The 18,854-nt window shown below is 44.2% G+C and carries 21 protein-coding genes; 6 read left to right on the top strand and 15 right to left on the bottom strand.

Annotated elements, in window-relative coordinates:
* Positions 1–307: 307 nt before the first annotated feature.
* A complete protein-coding gene (locus tag G9G57_RS16120; protein WP_017428058.1) occupies positions 308–703 on the bottom strand; it encodes a YmaF family protein in 396 nt (131 codons plus the stop codon).
* Positions 704–2,184: 1,481 nt separating this feature from the next.
* Here G9G57_RS16120 and G9G57_RS25930 point away from each other — a divergent pair.
* From G9G57_RS25930 to G9G57_RS16100, 3 genes are all read left to right on the top strand, one after another.
* Complete coding sequence (locus G9G57_RS25930) at positions 2,185–2,472, top strand: HAD-IA family hydrolase (protein ID WP_238799305.1); 288 nt, start codon at positions 2,185–2,187, stop codon at positions 2,470–2,472.
* 175 nt (positions 2,473–2,647) lie between these two features.
* A complete protein-coding gene (locus tag G9G57_RS16105) occupies positions 2,648–3,394 on the top strand; it encodes an SDR family NAD(P)-dependent oxidoreductase (protein WP_164965242.1) in 747 nt (248 codons plus the stop codon).
* Between the two features lie 160 nt (positions 3,395–3,554).
* Positions 3,555–3,902, top strand: coding sequence for a winged helix-turn-helix transcriptional regulator (locus G9G57_RS16100; protein WP_019685981.1), 348 nt, complete (start codon positions 3,555–3,557; stop codon positions 3,900–3,902).
* Between the two features lie 584 nt (positions 3,903–4,486).
* Here the strand turns inward: G9G57_RS16100 and G9G57_RS16095 are convergent.
* Positions 4,487–4,714: a hypothetical protein gene (locus G9G57_RS16095; protein ID WP_164965241.1), complete on the bottom strand. Its 228-nt coding sequence runs from the start codon at positions 4,712–4,714 to the stop codon at positions 4,487–4,489.
* A gap of 235 nt (positions 4,715–4,949) precedes the next feature.
* Between G9G57_RS16095 and G9G57_RS16090 the strand changes: the two genes are divergently transcribed.
* The 3 genes from G9G57_RS16090 to G9G57_RS16080 are packed head-to-tail and all read left to right on the top strand — an operon-like array spanning position 4,950 to position 8,932.
* Positions 4,950–6,566, top strand: a complete 1,617-nt coding sequence (locus G9G57_RS16090; protein ID WP_164965240.1) for a spore germination protein — start codon at positions 4,950–4,952, stop codon at positions 6,564–6,566.
* Between the two features lie 12 nt (positions 6,567–6,578).
* Entirely contained in the window at positions 6,579–7,805 is a 1,227-nt protein-coding gene (locus G9G57_RS16085; RefSeq protein ID WP_164965239.1) for a Ger(x)C family spore germination protein, read from the top strand.
* 29 nt (positions 7,806–7,834) lie between these two features.
* Positions 7,835–8,932, top strand: a complete 1,098-nt coding sequence (locus G9G57_RS16080) for a GerAB/ArcD/ProY family transporter (RefSeq protein ID WP_164965238.1) — start codon at positions 7,835–7,837, stop codon at positions 8,930–8,932.
* 415 nt (positions 8,933–9,347) lie between these two features.
* Here the strand turns inward: G9G57_RS16080 and G9G57_RS16075 are convergent, their stop codons facing one another.
* The 13 genes from G9G57_RS16075 to G9G57_RS16015 all read right to left on the bottom strand — a co-directional run bounded on the left by G9G57_RS16075 (position 9,348) and on the right by G9G57_RS16015 (position 18,852).
* Positions 9,348–10,763: a helix-turn-helix domain-containing protein gene (locus G9G57_RS16075; RefSeq protein WP_164965237.1), complete on the bottom strand. Its 1,416-nt coding sequence runs from the start codon at positions 10,761–10,763 to the stop codon at positions 9,348–9,350.
* A 200-nt stretch (positions 10,764–10,963) separates the two neighbouring features.
* Positions 10,964–11,473, bottom strand: coding sequence for a phage holin, LLH family (locus G9G57_RS16070; RefSeq protein WP_164965236.1), 510 nt, complete (start codon positions 11,471–11,473; stop codon positions 10,964–10,966).
* Between the two features lie 5 nt (positions 11,474–11,478).
* Positions 11,479–12,348: a glycoside hydrolase family 25 protein gene (locus G9G57_RS16065; RefSeq protein WP_164965235.1), complete on the bottom strand. Its 870-nt coding sequence runs from the start codon at positions 12,346–12,348 to the stop codon at positions 11,479–11,481.
* Entirely contained in the window at positions 12,332–12,802 is a 471-nt protein-coding gene (locus tag G9G57_RS16060; RefSeq protein ID WP_164965234.1) for a phage holin family protein, read from the bottom strand. The genes G9G57_RS16065 and G9G57_RS16060 overlap by 17 nt, the downstream gene beginning before the upstream one ends.
* 224 nt (positions 12,803–13,026) lie before the next feature.
* Positions 13,027–13,413, bottom strand: a complete 387-nt coding sequence (locus tag G9G57_RS16055; protein ID WP_164965233.1) for a hypothetical protein — start codon at positions 13,411–13,413, stop codon at positions 13,027–13,029.
* Positions 13,414–13,426: 13 nt separating this feature from the next.
* Complete coding sequence (locus G9G57_RS25925) at positions 13,427–14,371, bottom strand: phage tail protein (protein ID WP_238799304.1); 945 nt, start codon at positions 14,369–14,371, stop codon at positions 13,427–13,429.
* A 16-nt stretch (positions 14,372–14,387) separates the two neighbouring features.
* Positions 14,388–14,777, bottom strand: coding sequence for a phage tail-collar fiber domain-containing protein (locus G9G57_RS16045; RefSeq protein WP_164965232.1), 390 nt, complete (start codon positions 14,775–14,777; stop codon positions 14,388–14,390).
* A gap of 9 nt (positions 14,778–14,786) precedes the next feature.
* Positions 14,787–15,539, bottom strand: coding sequence for a putative phage tail protein (locus G9G57_RS16040; RefSeq protein ID WP_164965231.1), 753 nt, complete (start codon positions 15,537–15,539; stop codon positions 14,787–14,789).
* Positions 15,536–16,360, bottom strand: a complete 825-nt coding sequence (locus tag G9G57_RS16035) for a baseplate J/gp47 family protein (protein ID WP_164965230.1) — start codon at positions 16,358–16,360, stop codon at positions 15,536–15,538. Before G9G57_RS16035 ends, G9G57_RS16040 begins: the two co-directional genes overlap by 4 nt.
* A complete protein-coding gene (locus tag G9G57_RS16030; RefSeq protein ID WP_164965229.1) occupies positions 16,357–16,800 on the bottom strand; it encodes a DUF2634 domain-containing protein in 444 nt (147 codons plus the stop codon). The genes G9G57_RS16035 and G9G57_RS16030 overlap by 4 nt, the downstream gene beginning before the upstream one ends.
* A complete protein-coding gene (locus tag G9G57_RS16025) occupies positions 16,793–17,218 on the bottom strand; it encodes a hypothetical protein (RefSeq protein WP_164965228.1) in 426 nt (141 codons plus the stop codon). The genes G9G57_RS16030 and G9G57_RS16025 overlap by 8 nt, the downstream gene beginning before the upstream one ends.
* 2 nt (positions 17,219–17,220) lie before the next feature.
* Positions 17,221–18,198 carry a hypothetical protein gene (locus tag G9G57_RS16020; protein WP_164965227.1) on the bottom strand — a complete coding sequence of 326 codons (978 nt, stop codon included), beginning with the start codon at positions 18,196–18,198 and terminating at the stop codon, positions 17,221–17,223.
* 6 nt (positions 18,199–18,204) lie between these two features.
* On the bottom strand, positions 18,205–18,852 hold the full coding sequence (locus G9G57_RS16015; RefSeq protein ID WP_164965226.1) for a hypothetical protein: 648 nt from the start codon (positions 18,850–18,852) through the stop codon (positions 18,205–18,207).
* Between the last annotated feature and the right edge of the window lie 2 nt (positions 18,853–18,854).

The raw sequence follows: 18,854 nt of genomic DNA, 5'->3' as shown, positions 1-18,854 counted from the left end.
GAAGTCCGCAAAAATGCCACGCGTGGCGGGCCGCTATTCAGCCGGAGGATACGCTGATAATCAGGGGGACGTTACAGTATAGCGGCCGCAGCTTCACCATATTTGGGCATTACTTCAACAATTGTTTGCTGGTTCGTACCTGCCTCTACTACAGGAGCTAAATATACACTCATTTCATCAATAAGTCCTTGCAGTTAAAATTCTAGTGCTTTCTAAATTGAAACTCCCATCCAAATTGCTATCTGAGCGTCAGCACCAACTCCATCAGTCCACTATTTGTAGCGGGTTGAGTTTTTCTAATTGATTACTATCGATATTCTTTCTCATCTCCAGTATTTCCACTGTACCTATGGGCATGAGGAATTCTACCGTTTACTGTTGTATACCCTTCAAAATGATGGTAATGCCCGCCACCAGTCAAGGGAATAGCTGGTCCTGTAGTTCCTCTAATTAAATGCGTATGTTGATCGTTAAATGATGTTTCTGCATAATAATTATGAACATGCGGAACACCACTTGGAGCTGGTTCTGTTACCCCAGCGTAATGATGGTAGTGTCCCACATCAAGTGATGTATTCCCTTTAAAAGGATGTACGTGAACATTAACTGGTCTACCATCCCACGAACTAATAAAAAGCTTATGCGAATGGTTAGAACCGGAATCACCGGAATGAACAACAAAACCTGTTATTGGTATTTCCATCAGTAGCCTCCTCTCTTTATCAACTGCCGTATACTATGAAAGAGGTAGTGTAAATGTTCAAAAGGTTATTGGGGTTGGTTTCCACTATTCGGGTGGGTGGCTAATAGGCTGTCAGAGCGTGTGCATGCCCTCTCTCTGTTCTCTTCTGCACTCCTTCCGGCATTCCCATGTAACGGAAAGAGCACTCAAAATGGCTTACATCCTGTCGAATAAATGCAAAAGAAAAAGCACTCCGTTTAGAGTGCTCACTTTATTTTACATACAAATTGAACCGGCCAATCCTATTTGTGAGATGTTAGCTGCATTATTTGATATCATATAGAACTTCCCATTTTGGAAAACTAGATAGGTGAAGTCTCCATAAGTTGAGTTTTGAGGGTTAGTCTCGGGTGATACAGAATGTATAAAGACTCTACAAACTCTTTGCCCACTATTAAGTGTAAAGTCAACCGTTTGATTTATAAACGAGGCCACTTGATTTGGATTTAGTAGATACGTCGGTCCTCCTAACCCACGTTTCCCACTTTGTCTATTCTGATTTGCATTCTTCATTTTACCCACTCCCTCAGGAATTTTTTCGTTACGGTGTATGCTATTCAATTTTCCCTTAGGCGTTAATGCATAGTTAATATTTGTGTTTTAGCCCAGTTTTGGAATCCTTATCTGGCCGCTGCTCAAGCCGATGCTTATCTGCATCCATGTCTTTCCTTCATCGCGACACCGTCGTCATGTTGTTGTTCTTCTTGCTGACCGTTTACTGGCTCCCCATCTTTCGGCGGTACCGTATTGACTTTGCTTTTGCGCTATTCATTCCACTTGGCAGCCATTGGTGCAACCCGCTTTCGGTATTCATCCACCATAAGAGAACGTTAGAAAAATGCTCGCTCCAACAAAAAGCGCGACCTCCAAAAAGCCTGGAAGCCGCGCTGCACTTGAATTTTATAAGATGCTGGTGAAGGGAATTGAACCCCCGGTCTACGCATTACGAGTGCGTTGAAATAGAGTTTTGATGGGTTCTACAAGGCCTCTATAGCCTGTCCAACAATAAATAGGGTTCCGTCAGGTATTACAGATATCCGTATTTCGGTAGAAGATTTGGTAGAAGAAAATAATTGAGGCAACAAGTACAAGGCAGATGCCTTAATGGTCTCAAGTCCCTCCGTCTCATCTCCAGATCCTTCATAGCAGCATCCTACGGTCGCCTGCTGAAAACTGTAGACTGAACCGCGACGTTAAGTTAACGGGCAGGATAGTTCAAATACGTGGTATCATGTGGTGAGTAATTAATTGGAGCCCTCTTTTACAATGTTGAGAATGGGGGAAATCGTGGTCGGCTTGGAATGGGGAGGTTTGTATAGAGAATTGTTGGGAGATGGAAACCCATTGCTTATGGAAGGCGCAATGGATGTCTGTCATCGCTTATCAAAGACCCATCGAATGTTCGTAATCACGAATGGTATCACTCACACGCAATCAAACGCTTGAAGCAGTCTGGGCTATATAAGTTTTTCGAGGATATCTTTGATTCGCAAAGCATTGGTTATCAAAAACCGAAGGAAGAATTTCTCAATTACGCCATAAGTCATATTTCAGAATTTAATAGAAAGGATGCGCTTGTCATTGGAGATTCATTGAATACGGATATCAAAGGTGGTCTTCAGTCGGGCATTGACACCTGTTGGGTCAACAGAACCGGACAAATAAGTCCGGCAGAAATTAAAAGCACATATACAATCTCAAACTTAATGGAGCTCACTTCCATCTGTTAGGCTGTAAAAACAAGCGCTTGTGCCGCCTCAATTATCACTTTTTGGTGACTATATCACAAAAAAGTGGGTACTGTTTTTCTTGTAACTTTTCCCCCATACTATCGTTCATAGGAGGTTCATGAAGCAGACAGAGCATCCTATACCATATAAATCATTATAAAAGGAGTGTAATAGAATGGGGAAATTTGACGGGAAGGTAGCTGTTGTAACCGGAGGTACAAGCGGCATCGGTCTCGCGTCGGCACAACAGTTCGTAAAAGAAGGGGCTTACGTTTTTATCACGGGACGCAGACAACGTGAACTGGATGAAGCAGTAAAGCAGATCGGAAAGAATGTTACAGGTGTCCGAGGTGACATATCTAAATCGGAAGATCTAGATATTTTATTCGAAACAGTTAAGCGAGAAAAGGGACACTTGGACATTCTCTTTGCAAATGCCGGACTAGGGTCATTTCTTCCATTAGGAGAAATTACAGAAGCACAATACTACAAGACTTTCGATGTCAACGTGAAAGGAACCATCTTTACAGTACAAAAGGCATTAGCTTTGTTTCCAAATAAAAGAGGTTCGATTATTCTAACGGGATCCACTGCTGGCTCGACGGGGATGCCAGCGTTTAGTATCTATGGTGCATCCAAGGCAGCGATCAGACAGCTCGTCCGCAGCTGGATTCTTGATATGAGAGGGACCGAAATTCGTATAAACATCCTTAGTCCGGGAACAATCGTAACGCCGGCGTACGATGAGTTATTTGGCTCTGAACTAGATCATTTACTTGAACAGGCAAAAAATGATATTCCGCTCGGCAGAGTGGGGCAGGTTGAAGAGATCTCCAATGCTGTCATGTTCCTAGCCTCTAATGAAAGCAGCTATATAAACGGCGTTGAATTATTCGTAGATGGCGGAGTAGCTCAAGTTTAACCAGGTCATAATAATTTTCAAACGACAAAGACTTTTAAATCAACTTAAATGCGATTGTATTATCCCCTCCATGTAACGTTCAATTTTTCCTTCAGTGATCCTTGAAGGATTAAGCGATACATGAAGGGGATATTCTTAGATCGGGAGATGGTGAATTGATATGAAAACATTTTTCTGTGAACTGGAAGTTACACTAGAGGTTATCGGAGGAAAGTGGAAGGGGCTTGTTCTTTACTATTTAATAAAAGGACCTAAACGGACGGGAGAGCTTAAGCGACTCGTTCATAATATATCGCAAAAGATGCTGATTCAAACTCTTCGGGAACTGGAAACAGACGGATTAATTCGCAGAAAGATGTACAATCAGGTACCGCCTAAGGTGGAATATTCAACGACGGAACTGGGTCAATCACTTGAACCCATTTTGAGATCGCTTTGTGATTGGGGGGGGAATTATGCAGAGCAATCCTTCGCTCCGGGCGAGATTGAGATTTTGTATCTGGATTAACTGTCGGGGGACAAGAGCATAGTCCCATTTGAAGTCGCTATTTTAGCGGCTTTTTTGTTTTATCGTTTTACGTTGATGTTTTCGAGTGATGAGCAATATTCTAGTACAGGTTACTTCGTAATTAACAAGGTGCACTACAAAACTAAGGACACAAAACTTGTCTCAGAGATTAATAGGTACGTCTTGGATTATGGCAAAAGCATCATGCCCCAGCTGTTGCCACGAGTCTGAGCAAACAGGTAAGCGGTTGAGGCTAATGACAATGAACCCATTACGCTAACGGGAAACGTTATTCAATGCAACAGCCATTCTAAGGGCTGAATTTTCACCGAACATTTAAAAATTGGACTCATATTATTTCTACCTAGAATGTCTTCTTTCTGTAAGCAATTTCTTTAAGTAAAAAAAGCTCTGCCGACCAATTAAGTTAGTAGAGCTTTTTACTGTTTAACAATAATCCCACTTTCGTTTATCAGTATATTATATCAGTATATTATCTAGTTAACTTATCCTTGTTATAGCTCCTGATATAAATAGGGTTTATGTACTTGAAATTTTGGGAGCACGTAGTGTAGTGAAGGAGCTTAATTTTTAGTGTCTCTTAACTTCCAAACAAAAATATAATCGCGCTTGGAACACTTACCACTTCGAATAATATACTTCTTTTGTTCTAAATCAGACAACGCCCTCTCAATGTCTTTTTTACTCCTTCCTGTTTTAAACTCTAACTCCTCAATCCTTTCTAACTTTCGCTTTTGCTCCCAAAGGTCATAAAGTACTTGGAGTATTTTGTACTCTAACTCACTCAGCATGCCATTCTCCTTCCTTTAATTCATAACACATTATATGAAGCATTTTTGTAATGGCTACAACAGCAATCACTCATGCTACCCACAAATTAAAGCATGTTAACGTTAAGCTTACGGGCATCTTTACAATAAACACAGTGGATTGGTATGCAATCATTTTTCACAAGATCCGTACATACAAATCGTGAAATAACAACATATTATAGTTGACTGCTAAATAGAAAGGAAATGTATTCCTGTGGTTGATAAGTTAAAAAAATGGTTGTTTAAGCAGCCTTCACGATCTAATAGTGGCACGAGCCCTGAACCAGTTAATGACGAAAAATCGACTGATCTATCCGAAAAGCTGAGTGGTACGCTTAAGGACAACATGACCCTGCTGAAGCAGAAAATAGGACATAGTACGGATTTCAATCTTCGTTGTTTGAACGATGAACAGGGAAATCCGGTTCTCGCTGTAGGTTTTCTTCAAGGTCTGATTGATCAACAAATTTTAACGACACTGCTGGAGGAACTCACTGCAGGTATTCGAAATGGAGATGTCTCTGATCGCAATGCTGAAACTTGGTTGATGGGTCTTATCCCTATTGGGGGGATCACTTGCCTGGAAAATGAGCAATCACTTATCCATGCCGTTCTTTATGGACAAGCAGTTCTCCTCGTTGAAGGCTGCTCCAAGGCCTATGCAGCTTCTATCAGCGGGGGGGCTAAGAGAGCAGTTGAGGAGCCAACATCGCAGACAGTAATTCGCGGCCCTAAAGAGGGGTTTACGGAGGATATATCCACCAATATCGCGCTCCTCCGGAGAAGGATCAAATCAACTGACCTCCACATTGATTCTCGAATTATCGGATCATATACGCAGACGAAGGTATCGGTAGCATTTATTCGAGGCTTAGCAGATCCGGAGGTGGTTAAGGAAATCTCCAGACGATTAGATTCCATCAACACTGACAGTATTCTCGAAAGTGGCTATATCGAGGAATTTATTCAAGATGGGGTATGGACACCTTTTCCAACTATATATAACACTGAACGCCCGGATGCTGTAGCAGGCAGCTTGCTTGAAGGGTTGGTAGCGATATTGGTTGATGGGACTCCATTTGTATTGATTGCTCCCGTAGCCTTTTTTCGGTTCATCTCTTCCAGTGAGGACTACTACCAACGTTATGATTTGGCATCTTTTCTTCGGATCGTTCGGATGGCATCCTTTTTCTTGGCATTGCTATTACCTTCGTTCTACATTGCAACAACTACGTTTCACCAGGAAATGCTGCCTACAACACTGCTTATCACTCTGGCTGCACAGAGAGAAAATACACCATTCCCAGCCCTGCTTGAGGCGATGTTAATGGAGCTGACCTTTGAGGTTATCCGCGAAGCAGGTGTACGAATGCCACGTGCAGTAGGACCTGCAATCTCTATTGTCGGGGCGTTGGTTCTTGGACAAGCTGCCGTTCAGGCGGGTTTGGTCTCCGCAGCTATGGTGATTGTGGTGTCATTCACAGCTATCTGCAACTTTGTGATGCCTGCGATCAATATGGCGGGGTCTGTTCGTTTGCTCAGATTTGGACTCATGCTGTTAGCGGGTTTATTTGGATTATACGGAGTTTTATCGGGTTTGGTTCCCATCCTCGTTCGATTAGTATCTATGAATTCGTTCGGCATTCCTTATATGGTACCGATCGCACCTTTCTATAAGAGCAATATGAAGGACATGTTAGTGCGTGTACCTTGGTGGAAAATGAAGAAACGGCCGAAAATGATGGGGAGTTCCAATCAAGTAAGACAAGCAACGGAACAGGAATCATTTGCAGAACAAGCGGGGGAACACGGCCGAGATCCCATGGCGTAAGGAGGAACCGATATGTCCCAATTAGGCAGGTTTTTTTTGGTCTTGGTCATATTATTCATTTTGCCGGGTTGCTGGAACCGAACCGAACTGAATGAGTTGTGGGTAACTGCAGCTACAGGGGTAGATATGATGGACGACGGACAGTGGATGATGTCCTATCAGCTTATTGTTCCCTCCGCCCTTGCAAGTGGTACCGGAGGAGGAACCGGAGGGTCTTCTCAACCGGCATCCCATGTATTCTCTGTAAAGTCCAAAACCTATAGCCAGGCATTATTGTACAGCAATTTAAAAACATCAAGACGAATTTACGTAGCACATAATCGTGTTGTATTTATCGGCAAAAGAGCGGCTGAGAAGGGAATGGACCGTTTAATCGATTTTTATCTTCGTAATACGGAAGCGAGGGAAATGGTCAATATGATTGTAACAGATGGATTAGCATCCGATCTATTAAAGAAATTGTTGCCGCCAGAAAAACTTCAAGGTGCCGCCATGGCTGAATTAATCGACAAAGAGAGCGATATTTTATCGTTGTTTCCGAAAGTTAGGGTTTATGAGTTCGTATTAAGTATGAACTCGGATTCCAAATCCATCGGGGTACCTGTCGCCGAGTTGATTGGAGAAAGGGACTATCAGAACGAGAAGGAAGCAGAGAGTCTGGATGTCTTCAAAAAAACTTCAGCTCCGCTCAAGCTGGCACTGACTAAATTGGCGATATTCCAAAAAGGAAAGCTCAAAGGGTTTCTCAACAAGGAAGAGAGTCTGGGTGTATCTTATCTGTCTCAAAAGGTTAACAACACTGAAATTTCGTTCCCATGCGGCGAACAACCCGGTAGGGAAATGTACTCTTCCCTACTAGTAAGCTCTGCTCATGTAAAGCTTACACCCAGAAAAACCAGTTCTCACTACACTATGCAGGTTGGAGTGAAAATTAACGGGACTTTAAATGAAACAACATGCACTAAGGATATTTCCAAGACAAAGACCGTACACGATTTGGAAGAAGAGATTGCAAAAGAAGTGACCCGTACGATAAATGAGGGCTGGGCTAAACTTCAGGAACTTGGTGTAGATGCAACGGGTTTTGCTGACCGGATTCACCGGAGTTTCCCAAGGGAGTGGGAAACGGTAAAAAAAGACTGGGATCAAGAGTTCAAGAGGATAGAACTGGACATTCGAGTGGATGCACGGATTAAGCGTCCTGGACTCCTGCAGAAGCATATCGGAAGTCAAACCTAAACCAATTTGTATGAAGGGACTCAAAGAGTATGAGTGGAACCGTCACCAAGGTATCCGGATTAGCTATCGCCTTTTCCTTGTTTCAGGTTGGCAGTACAACATTATTCCTATTGGGAGCTAAAGCCAAGCAAGATGCATGGTTAGCCATGCTGATCGGTGCACTTGCAGGCTTCGTACTGCTAATCATGTACTTATACATGCATAAGCTTGACCCACACCGGGATTTGTATGAGCTTCTATGCCATTATTGGGGAAAATGGGTTGGTAGTCTGGGGGGGCTTTTGTTCATCGGCTACTTTGCTTATGAAGCTTCCAGGAGTGTCAGGGACATTGGTGAGCTCGGCGCATTGACATTGTTGAACAGAACCCCTACCGAAGTTATTACGCTTATAGCGTTAGCTGTCTGTGCTGATGGAGTACGGTTTGGACCGAGAGTCTGGTTCCTTTCATGTCATATATTTCTGCCTCTTTTGGCTTTTGGTTACGGTATGCTACTATTCCTTACTCCTTTTACGGGAATCATTCACTATGAATTTTTGTTTCCTGTATTGGAGAATGGTTTAACTCCTGTAGTGAAGGCTGCTATTCCCGAGATCGTGTCTTTTCCCTTCGGGCAGACGGTTCTTTTTCTTGTGCTGTTCAAGATTGTCACGGATAAACGTAAATTACAGCGATCGATCGTCATTGTTTACTGGATTACTGCTGTGTTCCTTATTGTAATGAATGAACTTACAATCCTGGTTCTAGGTCCGGAATGGGCAGCATCAAGCACCTATCCATTATTTGAGGTTACACAACTAATTCAGCTACCGAAAATCGTTGAGAGAGCTGATGTCCTATTTTCGATGATTCTATTTATTGGAATCGGAGTCAAAACAGCTGGTTTTATGTATGGGGCCGTCATTGGACTTCAAACGATAACCCCCTTTAGATATAAGCCTGCGCTACTGTTGCTAAGCATCATCATATACGGTCTTACGTTTCTCTCCCCAAGGTTAACCGAATTTTTGTGGTTCGGTCTTCATGTAGCTTTGATTCAAATCTGGCCTATCTTTCAGATTGCTCTGCCTGTCCTCCTCTTCCTGACCATGCTAATTCGGAAGAAAAAGAGAAGGGCTTATAGTTAGTACCTATTTTTTCTTTTGGTTAATAAGCAGGTAAATAACCATATTATAAAGCGTACCCTTTCGACTATTTATCTGATCTTTATGGTTACTTTATCTTAACCTGCTAATTCAATTAATCATAACAGACAGCTTATTTTATATACATTACTTGTAATGCAGTATTGCTTTTAATTACACATTAATTCTTCAGTTTTGGGAATCATATATAAAGAAGGAGAGGTTTTGAAAGGGGTCCTGTTCAATACACTGTCCTTAGATTCGTTAAACACACTGTTTCCTCAGATCGTTCAACAAAAATCCCGCCAACCAATTAAGGTTAGCGGGATTTGCTTCTACTGACTTTTAAGCCCCTCCATGCTGTACTTGAGGCTCTATGCCATTCGAATGAATAGGTACAGTAACAATTAACAAAAAGCTAGCCGCGACGATCATCAGTGCCATTTTTTTTAACATTGTTCATCCACACCTTTTCAATAAGATTTAAAAAATTTGCTTTGGTTTCAGGAGTCGCATGTTCTCGAAAATGTAGAAATAGCCCCATACAATTTATGAAATAAGTCTCATTATTTAGTGTATGATAACTTACCATAGAATACATCAAATGTTTAAAACCATCATCGTAAGAACTTCGATGTAAATAATAATGAGCCAACTCGTACCCGCACCAAGCAAAATAATCTGGTACCACTTGATGAGTATACATATCACTTGGTGAGTGTTGCGATAATAATAAAACGTCCGCTTCAAAGCGTTTAATTATGTTACTAACATCAATATCATATCGGTTAGCTGCTATCATAATATTCAGCAGCTGGATGACCTTATCTTCTTGAGTTGTATCCTCTGCTGCATCGATGTATTCAATATAATCTTGTAGCACCTTTATTTCTCCGGATAAAAGCTTATTGACAATAATATTAGCTTTTGACCAGTGCTTAAACAAGCCAATCCAGTGTTGGGTATCTTTGTCTGTCTCTTTAACCCAATCTAAATTAGCATAGGCGTATGTATATTGTAGAGCTTGGTGATAATCGCCTTGGGCTTCGTAGACACCTGCACACAGCAGGTCAGCATAGGAAATGTATACAAACAATGGACGACTTAGCTTATCAGTACATTCAGTATTTCCTCGACTCTTATGTTCATGTTTCAAATTATATTGAATTTCTGCTTTAGCCCTCATTAATTTTGCTACTTCCTCTACCTTGTCCCATTTACGCAATGACCTATACACGTTGGCTAAATCCTTCAGTGCGTCAAGCTGGTCAATTTCGTCCAAACGCTCAACATAAGGCTCAAACAAAATAGCTGCCTTGAGATTCTGACTTTGGTCGTCCCCAATCTGAATCGTGAAAATACGATATTGGCAAACTGCCAAACGCTCAGAATGTTGATATTTCTCCGTTTCAGCTACACCCTCATAGAGCAACAATGCAGCCGCATGTCGTCCCTGTGCCGATAATTCCTCCGCAATGTCAAATAGTTTGGGCGAATACAGTAGATTGTCCATGATGGCCCCCACCACTCGACGGATTGCATCCAGCTTATCCAACTCCGCACAGCGAAATAAAAATGGCTCGATTCGTCTCATATTCGGGGGCGTGTCGATGATGTAGTTTTCTATAAATAGATCATAAAAGTGACCTTCTGGTAAACCCATGCCCTCAGTCAGTAGGTCAAGTTGGTTAACAGACATAGATTTATTGCCTGTTATAATGCTACTTATTATTCCCCTGTTCATCCCTGTAATTTGCCCAAATTGCGATAAGCTCCAGCCCTTTTGTTGTAGGTATCTGTCTAATTCTGCTCGAATCGTAGGTGTATGCTTCATGTCATAGCCACCCTTCGCATAGAAATTCCAGTATTTTATAATCATTTACTATTTTTGTACAGAAATTAACCAATTGTCAATATCTTTTTTGCGAATCATGTGGAAAAGCTACGTTTGTCATAAGGGTACTCCTGTAAACAAAAAAAGCACCCCACCGGCTTTAAGCCAGTAGGGCGCTTCGTATTCCCAAACGTTTGTGATTATTCGGCAGTAACAGGCGGTTGTGTAGCCGGAACAGCAGTTGATTCTTTAGTAGAAACTGTAGGTACTTTATTATCTCCCACAGCTTGGTTTACCAATTCGCTAACTTTAGCTGCAAAAGCCGAAACAGCCGCTTTAGCTACATCTTCAGGTGGCTGTAATTCAGAATCAACGCGCTTGGTTTTACCAGGGTTAAAACGTTCCCAAGCCAATTGCACTGCCGATTCTATTTCATCCGAACCAACCTGTATTCCAACCGCCCCCAGCTTATCTGCGAGGTACTTAGTTGCCCCGTGGAATTTAGCAGCTCCTTGGCCTGCAAATTTGGTTTCGGCATAAGCATAGGCATCATGTGCCAGTTGCTCAATTCGCTTGCGCTGCTCTGCTGTAAAACGAGCCTCATACAATGGCTTTAGCTTTCGGTATACCGCCGTGCCAAGAGTCAGCGCTCCGATTGTAACCAGGCCAATAGCGGATAGTGCAATGGTTGTAATGTATTGTTCGATCATAATAATTACTTATCCCCTTTTAGAATGTTTTTACGTAGACGATTAAGAGCAACAGCAACTTCTTCCCGAGTAATTGGCGCACCTGGACGGGTTCCATCAAAATACCCGTTTTGGGTCATTTCCTTCCACGCATCGGCTGCCCATGGGCTAACTTTGTTAATGTCTCTTTGTTGTTTTGACACTGTTTTTTCCTCCTTTTTCATTCCCTTGATCCAATTACGTAACTCATCCACTGTTCCGTTGTACTCGTTAAGGTCCACTGGTCCGCCAATGCCATTGACCCGCATTCTCCCGTTCGGCAGCGTTCCGCCTGCGGAACCATCGGAATACTGCCAAAAGTCCCAACGTGTCCAACCGGACGCATCTGGTGGTACTTGTGTAGCGCTGTACCTTGCAATCCATAATGGATAACTGGACAGCCCCGAAAAATTGCCTATGAATGACGGATACGTATAAACAATCGGACGCACTCCAGTAAGCCGCTCAATCTCCTGTAAAAACGCCTTGGCTACGGCTGTAATCGCCGTTTTGCTAAGGTTGGACTTATGGGACTCGTAGTCCATCACGGGCGGCAGGTCAAACGTGGACGCGCCTCCAGCGTCCTTTATTGCCTTTGCAAAGTTTTCCGCCTCTCGTCGGGCCAGCTCTGGCGTATTGGCAGAGTCGTCAATGTAGTGATACGCCCCGATAAGCAGGCCAGCCGTCTTCGCATCTTTCACAAACTGCAAAAATGTTTTTGAACGGAACGAGCGTCCCTGTGTAGCTTTAATGAAAACAAAACTGATCCCGTCTGCAGCAACCTTTTTAAAATCAATGCTGCCCTGATGATGAGATACGTCAATCCCTTGTGCATTACGTCTATTTCGTTGTTGCATCTGTTTCATCTCCCTTGTCTTTCAACTGCCGCAAGAAACTTTTAAGCTTGAACGGCAATGGGATTCCCAATGCCCCAAGATTCTCGGCCAGTGACAGCCCTTCACGACCGGCGTAAAAATAAATCGCTGCGATCCTAAAAATAGGCGCATCTGGTTGTAACCAATCATCAATTTGTGCAGATAAACCCACCACCATTAAAACAGTAGCCTTACGGATTCCTCCCCAAAACATCACATTACTGTCCGCTTTCTTATTTTTAAAAGCTGCGATAACTCCGAAAATATAATCTGCCACCATCATATAAAACAGCACCTTCAGCGGCTTGTCCCACCCACCCAAAAATGTAACAATCAGACCAGTCAGCGCCGTAACTCCCCCTGCCGCCGCCTCCTTCTCCGATGCCCCAACCATTGCGGTCCATACGGTGCTGCCAAACATTTTTATTTGGCCCACTACCTTTTCCTCCTTAAAAAATAAAGCCCCCGAGCACTCCGAGGGCATAAAAATAGCGCATCCGATTGGATACGCTGGCTAAACATTCTGTGGTGTTGCTAATATTGTCTTTTGTTCTTCTTCGCTAATAAATTTTGGAGTGTACAAAATTAGCCGTTGCTCATCAACTTTTTTCATGGTCCACATGTTAAGTAAAAATGAATACATCTATTTCACCTCCCCCGTTAAGATTTGGTTGTAACATCCATAAGAGCAAGCATAGCGGCCTCCGTGCTATCTTGGCGCGTCTTGAGCTCTGCCACCTGATCCGCGAGAGGTTTCTGAGGCACAGGGACTGAATCGTCGGGTTTATCTGTTGGAAAAGTAAAAAGCATACTCTGTGTAGCTGGATCTACTCGGTAAGCAATTGCCAGAGCGAAGTCCTCTGTGTGTTGCCCATATTCTAACTGCAATACGCCTACTTGATCCCTGTCCAAAGCTTTTATTTCAGGGTAAAAACCGAAATCATCATCGATCGTTGATTCGATTACATCCCCCTGTGCTTCTCCACGAATCAAGAGGACTTCCCCTGTAGTTTTCCGATAAAAAATACGTCTTCCAAATTTAGTCATCTTTTTCTCCTCCTTATTCGATTGCCCACCATAAAGATATTCCCGCTTCATATCTGCGAGGTGCTCCGCTATAGATTCCAGACTTGATAAATACAGTTACAGTGGTACCCGACAAACTGACCGCTATACTCCCGTTTGTATTGCTGATATCTCCTTGTGCATCCGGCGCTACCGTTATAAGTCCTGACGGCAACGAAAACTGATTCCACCCACTGCTCATCGAAATTATAGCGTAGACGGATGCTGATACCCGAATGAACAACCTACCTATATTAAATCCTGTGGGTAGCTGGAATGTCCTTGTCATGACGGCAGGTAGAGCTGCAGTTTGTCCCCCATTAGGCTCACCGCTAATCGACAGATTTAAATTGCCGTTAGCATATTTTTTAACTGGCATATTATTTAATGAGGCGACTATTTGATCGGCAGTCATATCAGTATTGGCGCTTCCTCCCTTGCCGTTGATCGCGCCTACGATTTTATTTTTCAGATCAACGGCTTGCGTAAAAGCTTGGTCTGCCCGGCTGTATGCTTCATTGGCTCGATCATATGCCGTCTTGACCGCGATCGGCGCGGCTGCCTGATCTGTAGAAGTGCTGCTTACCGATGTATTAATCTGCACAATTCCGCGCCCCTGTGTTGACGCAGAAGGTAAATCCGATGCAGGATGCGTATGCGCCTTGGGTGCTGCATACTGTTCCGTATACTTCTTGGCGTTGCCCTCTGCTGCATTCCATGTTGCTTGCTTTGCTGCCGTAACATGCAGGTCTGTATTAGAGACGTGATTGTCCAGTGCAGCCTTGGATGCAATGTCATTTCCGGCCGGATCGTTTTTAATATTTTCAATCTGTGCAGCCAACGCCTGGTCGTTTTCATAAAGCGTATCAATCGATACATTCAGAACGTCTGCATGTCCTTGGTCTGTGGTAACAAAACGCCTTGGTTGCTTTATTGGCATGATCTATCCCTCCTTATCAGTAGATATCATCGATCTCAAAAATAAACTCCATATCTGCATCCTTGATTTTATTGGTCATGGTGCGAACAGCAGTTAGCTTGCCCGCCGAATCAACCAACGCCAGCTCATTGATCGTTTTCCCGGCTAGCTCGTTTTCTGCAAGCGAGCAGACATAACGAATAGTTGCGGGGGCAATGAATTCACAACTGGTAATATCCTTTTGCAGCAACTCCGCTTTTAAAGCCTGCTCAGTACCATCCAACGGCAGCGGCTTGCCTTCTGCATCCACCCCGCCACTACCAAATGCCATTTTGACCACCTTGGTTAGCGTGCCACCTTCGGCACGAGCGCGGGCCATCTGCTCCCTAGCGTATGCTGTTGTAATGGTTAAAATCTGATCTGCCATATTGACCTCCTATATTGTAGATATTTTCTCTGTGGAGCTGAGCAACCTGCTGCCATCTAGCGGAACACTTCCGTTCAACAGCCAATAGTTCTGCCGAACCTTTACAACGCTTTCCTGTCGATTCTCTTCCTGATGCTGCGTCCTGAGCTTCACCTGGTTTCGATATCGCTGGCGCTCGTTGGTCCATCCAGACAAGGATGCAGCACCGCTCAGTAACTCAACACCATCCAGATACCAAGGACGACCACCAAAAAAACGAACACGCGAACGAAAATGTATGCGGGAATGGATCTGATGTGCATGATGAAATTCAATGTGAATTGAGGGCAAAGCCTTATTGATGTGGACAGGCCGAATGTACTCAAAATCTTCCATCAGGCTTTTAATATCCAAATCCGATTCGACTGAGTAAACAAAACGAATTTGCTTAGCGAGAAAATCCTCTTGTACGTCCAACAGATTGCCATACTTGTTACCGATCAGCCGTAACGTAGGCAGCGTAAATGGCCGCTTGGCCCAACGTTTGCGACGTATCGCGTCACGGCGCTGCTCCAGTGTCCCAACATGCTCCTGTCGGAAATATATCCATTCCCAAATGGGTAATGACCAGGTAGCGGTCTTCAAAACAAATTGATTTCCAAGATCGTCAATCGACTTTTCACGCTCATCCACCACCAGCTCTATAACACCAAAATGCCGCTCGGCCATGTCGATCTCATACATGTGCGGGGGCAACATTTGCCTATAGCGAAGAGGCATCATGTCAGGTTCACCTCAATTTGTAATACGGACGTTACTGGAACCTCAACGTCTTTGGTCGCTCCATTAAGCGTAAGATTTTCATAATCCTCCACGCCTTTGACCAACAAAGCAGCACCAACGTAATTAAAGACAAGCTTTGTACGGCCAAGAGCATAATCAGCAATGCGCTTTCTGATTGGTTCGATCAGTTCAGTAAGCGGAAGAACAGTATTTAATTTCGCTGCTACTTGCAACGTGAACACTGGGGCAGGATGAACGGCCAGATCATGCCCGGCAATCCGCTTACTTTCCCATAAATCCGTCTTAACTTTAGCGGCGAACTCTTCTGTTACTGGTTTGCCCTGCAGGTCAGTCAGGTACAAATCTATGGATACATCATTACGAGCCTTCTCAACAGCCACAGCACCACCGACACCCTCCAGTTCCTTCGCCCATGCTTCATAGTCCTTACGACGTCCACTGCCTTCCTCAGTAAACGCACGATCAAGTATTCGCAATCGGTACGTATCATCGTCCTCGCCCACTTTACGGGGCATTCCATCCGACCACCCGTGACCATCCAGAAATTCGCCATCTGCCCAAATGGGGAAGCCCTGAAGGAAAGCATACGTTAACAGTTCCTGCTGTTCGGAATATTCCATAGCTATCGGGTACCACAGATCATAGAAATATTCTCCCGGATCAGTAGGAGGCGGGGGCAAGCCTTTTTCCTGTGCCAATGTAATTGCACGGTTAACCCATCGGCGATAGACTTCCTCGGGGGTTTCCTCCAAAATTGCCATAGGTGGCAGTGCCGGCAGATCCGTTAATTTCACATTCACAGTTCAATCGCCTCCTTCAGCTCCGCTTCTCCGGCTAAGCCAGTTAATTTAATTTTCAAGTACATGTTCTGGCCGTCCCGTTCCATAGACAGCACTTCTGCTTGAGATATTTCAGCATGCGCGGTCAATGCTTCCTCGATGTCTCGCTTGATCTCGACATCCTCCCAGTTGGCCCATTCAGACCGTTCTACACCTATTTCCTCGTCGTACACAACGTATTGAAACCGCTCGGTGTTCAGGATTTTCATCGCCGTCTGCACAAGGTATTCACTATAAGTAGCTGTTTTTTTGGGACGACCATCGTCGTTGGTTGCCATCTGCCGTGTGCGATAGTCGATAACATACGTCCATTTAGTTTCAGATGCTACGGTTTCGGTCAGTTCTACTTCATCTAGCTCGGAAAGATCCAAAACGGGAAATAGGCTTTCCTCATCAGCCATGTCCACCCACATCCTTCCCGTGAACATAATACCGCTGACCGCTCAGCCTGGAGACAATCAGGCGATCTCCGACCTGCAAAGGGCTTGGAATAACCAGCTTGCCACGTAACGAGCTGCGAGGGGTCTGCTTGTATGGCTCACCTGTTTCGTAAACTACACCGTTAGCCAATACGCCTGTAACGCTGCCTTTGGCTTCATTGCCCTCCAGATATTCAGCAGCTATGAAATCCGCTTTAACTTCCCGATCCAACAAATACTCAGCAAACACCAGTTTATCCGCTGGATAGGGAGTAAGGTCACCATCCACCTCTATTGACGGACTACCTGGCCAACTTAGAAGCGTAGCCCTTTCGGTGTCCCGTGCGTCGATTTTGTCTTTGGTTTGATCTTTTAGAAGCTTGAGCGCTTCATTCAGCACGGCTATTCCCTCCTTTCCAATTCCAGCGTTACGGTATATGTTCCATTCTTGTAGCTGCTATCAGCCGTGACGACAATCCATTTTGAAGTATGATCGGTCCTAGTCAGGACAAGCCAACCGGAACGCAAGCCGGATAACGTATGGTCCGTGTGCCGAACTGTAATTTTCTTGATCTGTTTGGCAGCAGACAAAACCTTTAACCGCTGAGCAGCGATGGTCTCCGGCTTTTCATCCTCACCAACTTCAATGATCTCTTCCATTCGGCCCATCGCCTTCAACGCACCTGCTGCCGTTTTAGTAACAGCAGAAGCGATCTTATCATCCTTCCATTTTTGTGCGGTTACGACTGTATATGTTTCCTCGATGCTGTATCCTTCCGTGCTGGAGGTCATCTGTTCGGGTACAAAAATAGGGACCTTGGTATTGGTCCCTTCGCGCATCACTTGCAGATAAAAGCTCTTTTCAGTCCTTACAAGGTCTATATAATATCTGTAGCCGCTACGCTCATATGCCTTTTGCAATACGTCTAGTACAATTTCCGAATGAGCCATCGTTCCATAACGCTCGTCCAAATTAAAGCCGAGAGCAGGGCAGCGAAAGTCAATGCCCGTGCTCTTGATGTATCGTTGCAGCTCCGCTCCAGCCTCGCCTTTAAGGTATGGCCTCGTACCCTTGTTCTTGCTCAAATACCAGCCGATCTCCCGCGCCTCAATTTCCCAAGCGTCTGTAAATTCGTCCTGCTCGTATTTGATAATAGGTCCGTGAAAAAATTGGTTTTTGTGATGATATAATGCACCACCGACCTTTTGCGAAAAGCACATCAGCATACCAGCTACCTTTATATTGCTCGCATTGCGAAGTCGTACCGTAGCGCTGCGGGCAATCTCATCCCGGCCAGAGGACCAGGACACTTCCTCGATGCCATCCGTCAGCATTTGCCGGGCGTTCTCCTTGCCATACACAACCGCAAACCCGTCCATAATGCATCACTTCCCTTTCGCCTTGGAAACCTTGTCTGATATTCGCTTTTTGGAACCGGTATAGTCAAAAGCGCCCCTAGCGTTCGGGTCCTCCTTGGCTTTTTTGCTTTTATCCTTGGCCTTCTTTTTTTTATCATCTTTTTTCTTATCGTTCTTTTTGTCCTTCTTGCCCGTAGTATTAGGGCGGCTTTTGGACGGTTTAGTAATCACGGTTCCAGGCTTGAGAACCTGTTTAGAGTTAGAGTAAGAGACGATTTTAACAGGCTTATACTCCACAAATGAATAGTTACCATGAAGATTCCCCTGTCCATCCTTGTACGTCTGATCCATCCCCTCCAAGAGCATCGTTTGACTAAATAGGTTCTCAAAGTTAAGTACAACAGGCTTTCCTTTCCATTGCTCCAGCAGCTTCCACGTTACTTCTGGTGTTTTATAGGTGACCGTTTGTTTGCTATCCGTCTCCCAAATCTCTTCCCAATAGCGTGGAAGGATTGCAGAAAAAGAGACCCGTTTCACCTTCGATACGGGTTTCCCTGTGCGTTCCTGACCAGTTATGACAGTGAAGGCTTCAACTTCATTGCCTCCAGTTATTTGAATCTCTGCCGGGGTGATCGGAAAGGTAAGACGGATCTTTCCTTGCGATAGTGCCAGCATCG

The sequence above is a fragment of the Paenibacillus sp. EKM211P genome (assembly GCF_011066175.1).
Lineage (GTDB): Bacteria > Bacillota > Bacilli > Paenibacillales > Paenibacillaceae > Paenibacillus > Paenibacillus polymyxa.
This window is presented reverse-complemented; position numbering and strand designations above follow the sequence as displayed.

Coding starts and splice junctions, on each gene's coding strand:
- G9G57_RS16045 (WP_164965232.1), bottom strand. CDS start 14,777: ATGGCAGATCAGATTTTAACCATTACAACAGCATACGCTAGGGAGCAG.
- G9G57_RS16055 (WP_164965233.1), bottom strand. CDS start 13,413: ATGACTAAATTTGGAAGACGTATTTTTTATCGGAAAACTACAGGGGAA.
- G9G57_RS16085 (WP_164965239.1), top strand. CDS start 6,579: ATGTCCCAATTAGGCAGGTTTTTTTTGGTCTTGGTCATATTATTCATT.
- G9G57_RS16120 (WP_017428058.1), bottom strand. CDS start 703: ATGGAAATACCAATAACAGGTTTTGTTGTTCATTCCGGTGATTCCGGT.
- G9G57_RS16075 (WP_164965237.1), bottom strand. CDS start 10,763: ATGAAGCATACACCTACGATTCGAGCAGAATTAGACAGATACCTACAA.
- G9G57_RS16100 (WP_019685981.1), top strand. CDS start 3,555: ATGAAAACATTTTTCTGTGAACTGGAAGTTACACTAGAGGTTATCGGA.
- G9G57_RS16105 (WP_164965242.1), top strand. CDS start 2,648: ATGGGGAAATTTGACGGGAAGGTAGCTGTTGTAACCGGAGGTACAAGC.
- G9G57_RS16095 (WP_164965241.1), bottom strand. CDS start 4,714: ATGCTGAGTGAGTTAGAGTACAAAATACTCCAAGTACTTTATGACCTT.
- G9G57_RS16065 (WP_164965235.1), bottom strand. CDS start 12,348: ATGCAACAACGAAATAGACGTAATGCACAAGGGATTGACGTATCTCAT.
- G9G57_RS16080 (WP_164965238.1), top strand. CDS start 7,835: ATGAGTGGAACCGTCACCAAGGTATCCGGATTAGCTATCGCCTTTTCC.
- G9G57_RS16015 (WP_164965226.1), bottom strand. CDS start 18,852: ATGCTGGCACTATCGCAAGGAAAGATCCGTCTTACCTTTCCGATCACC.
- G9G57_RS16040 (WP_164965231.1), bottom strand. CDS start 15,539: ATGATGCCTCTTCGCTATAGGCAAATGTTGCCCCCGCACATGTATGAG.
- G9G57_RS16070 (WP_164965236.1), bottom strand. CDS start 11,473: ATGATCGAACAATACATTACAACCATTGCACTATCCGCTATTGGCCTG.
- G9G57_RS25925 (WP_238799304.1), bottom strand. CDS start 14,371: ATGCCAATAAAGCAACCAAGGCGTTTTGTTACCACAGACCAAGGACAT.
- G9G57_RS16020 (WP_164965227.1), bottom strand. CDS start 18,198: ATGGACGGGTTTGCGGTTGTGTATGGCAAGGAGAACGCCCGGCAAATG.
- G9G57_RS16030 (WP_164965229.1), bottom strand. CDS start 16,800: ATGGCTGATGAGGAAAGCCTATTTCCCGTTTTGGATCTTTCCGAGCTA.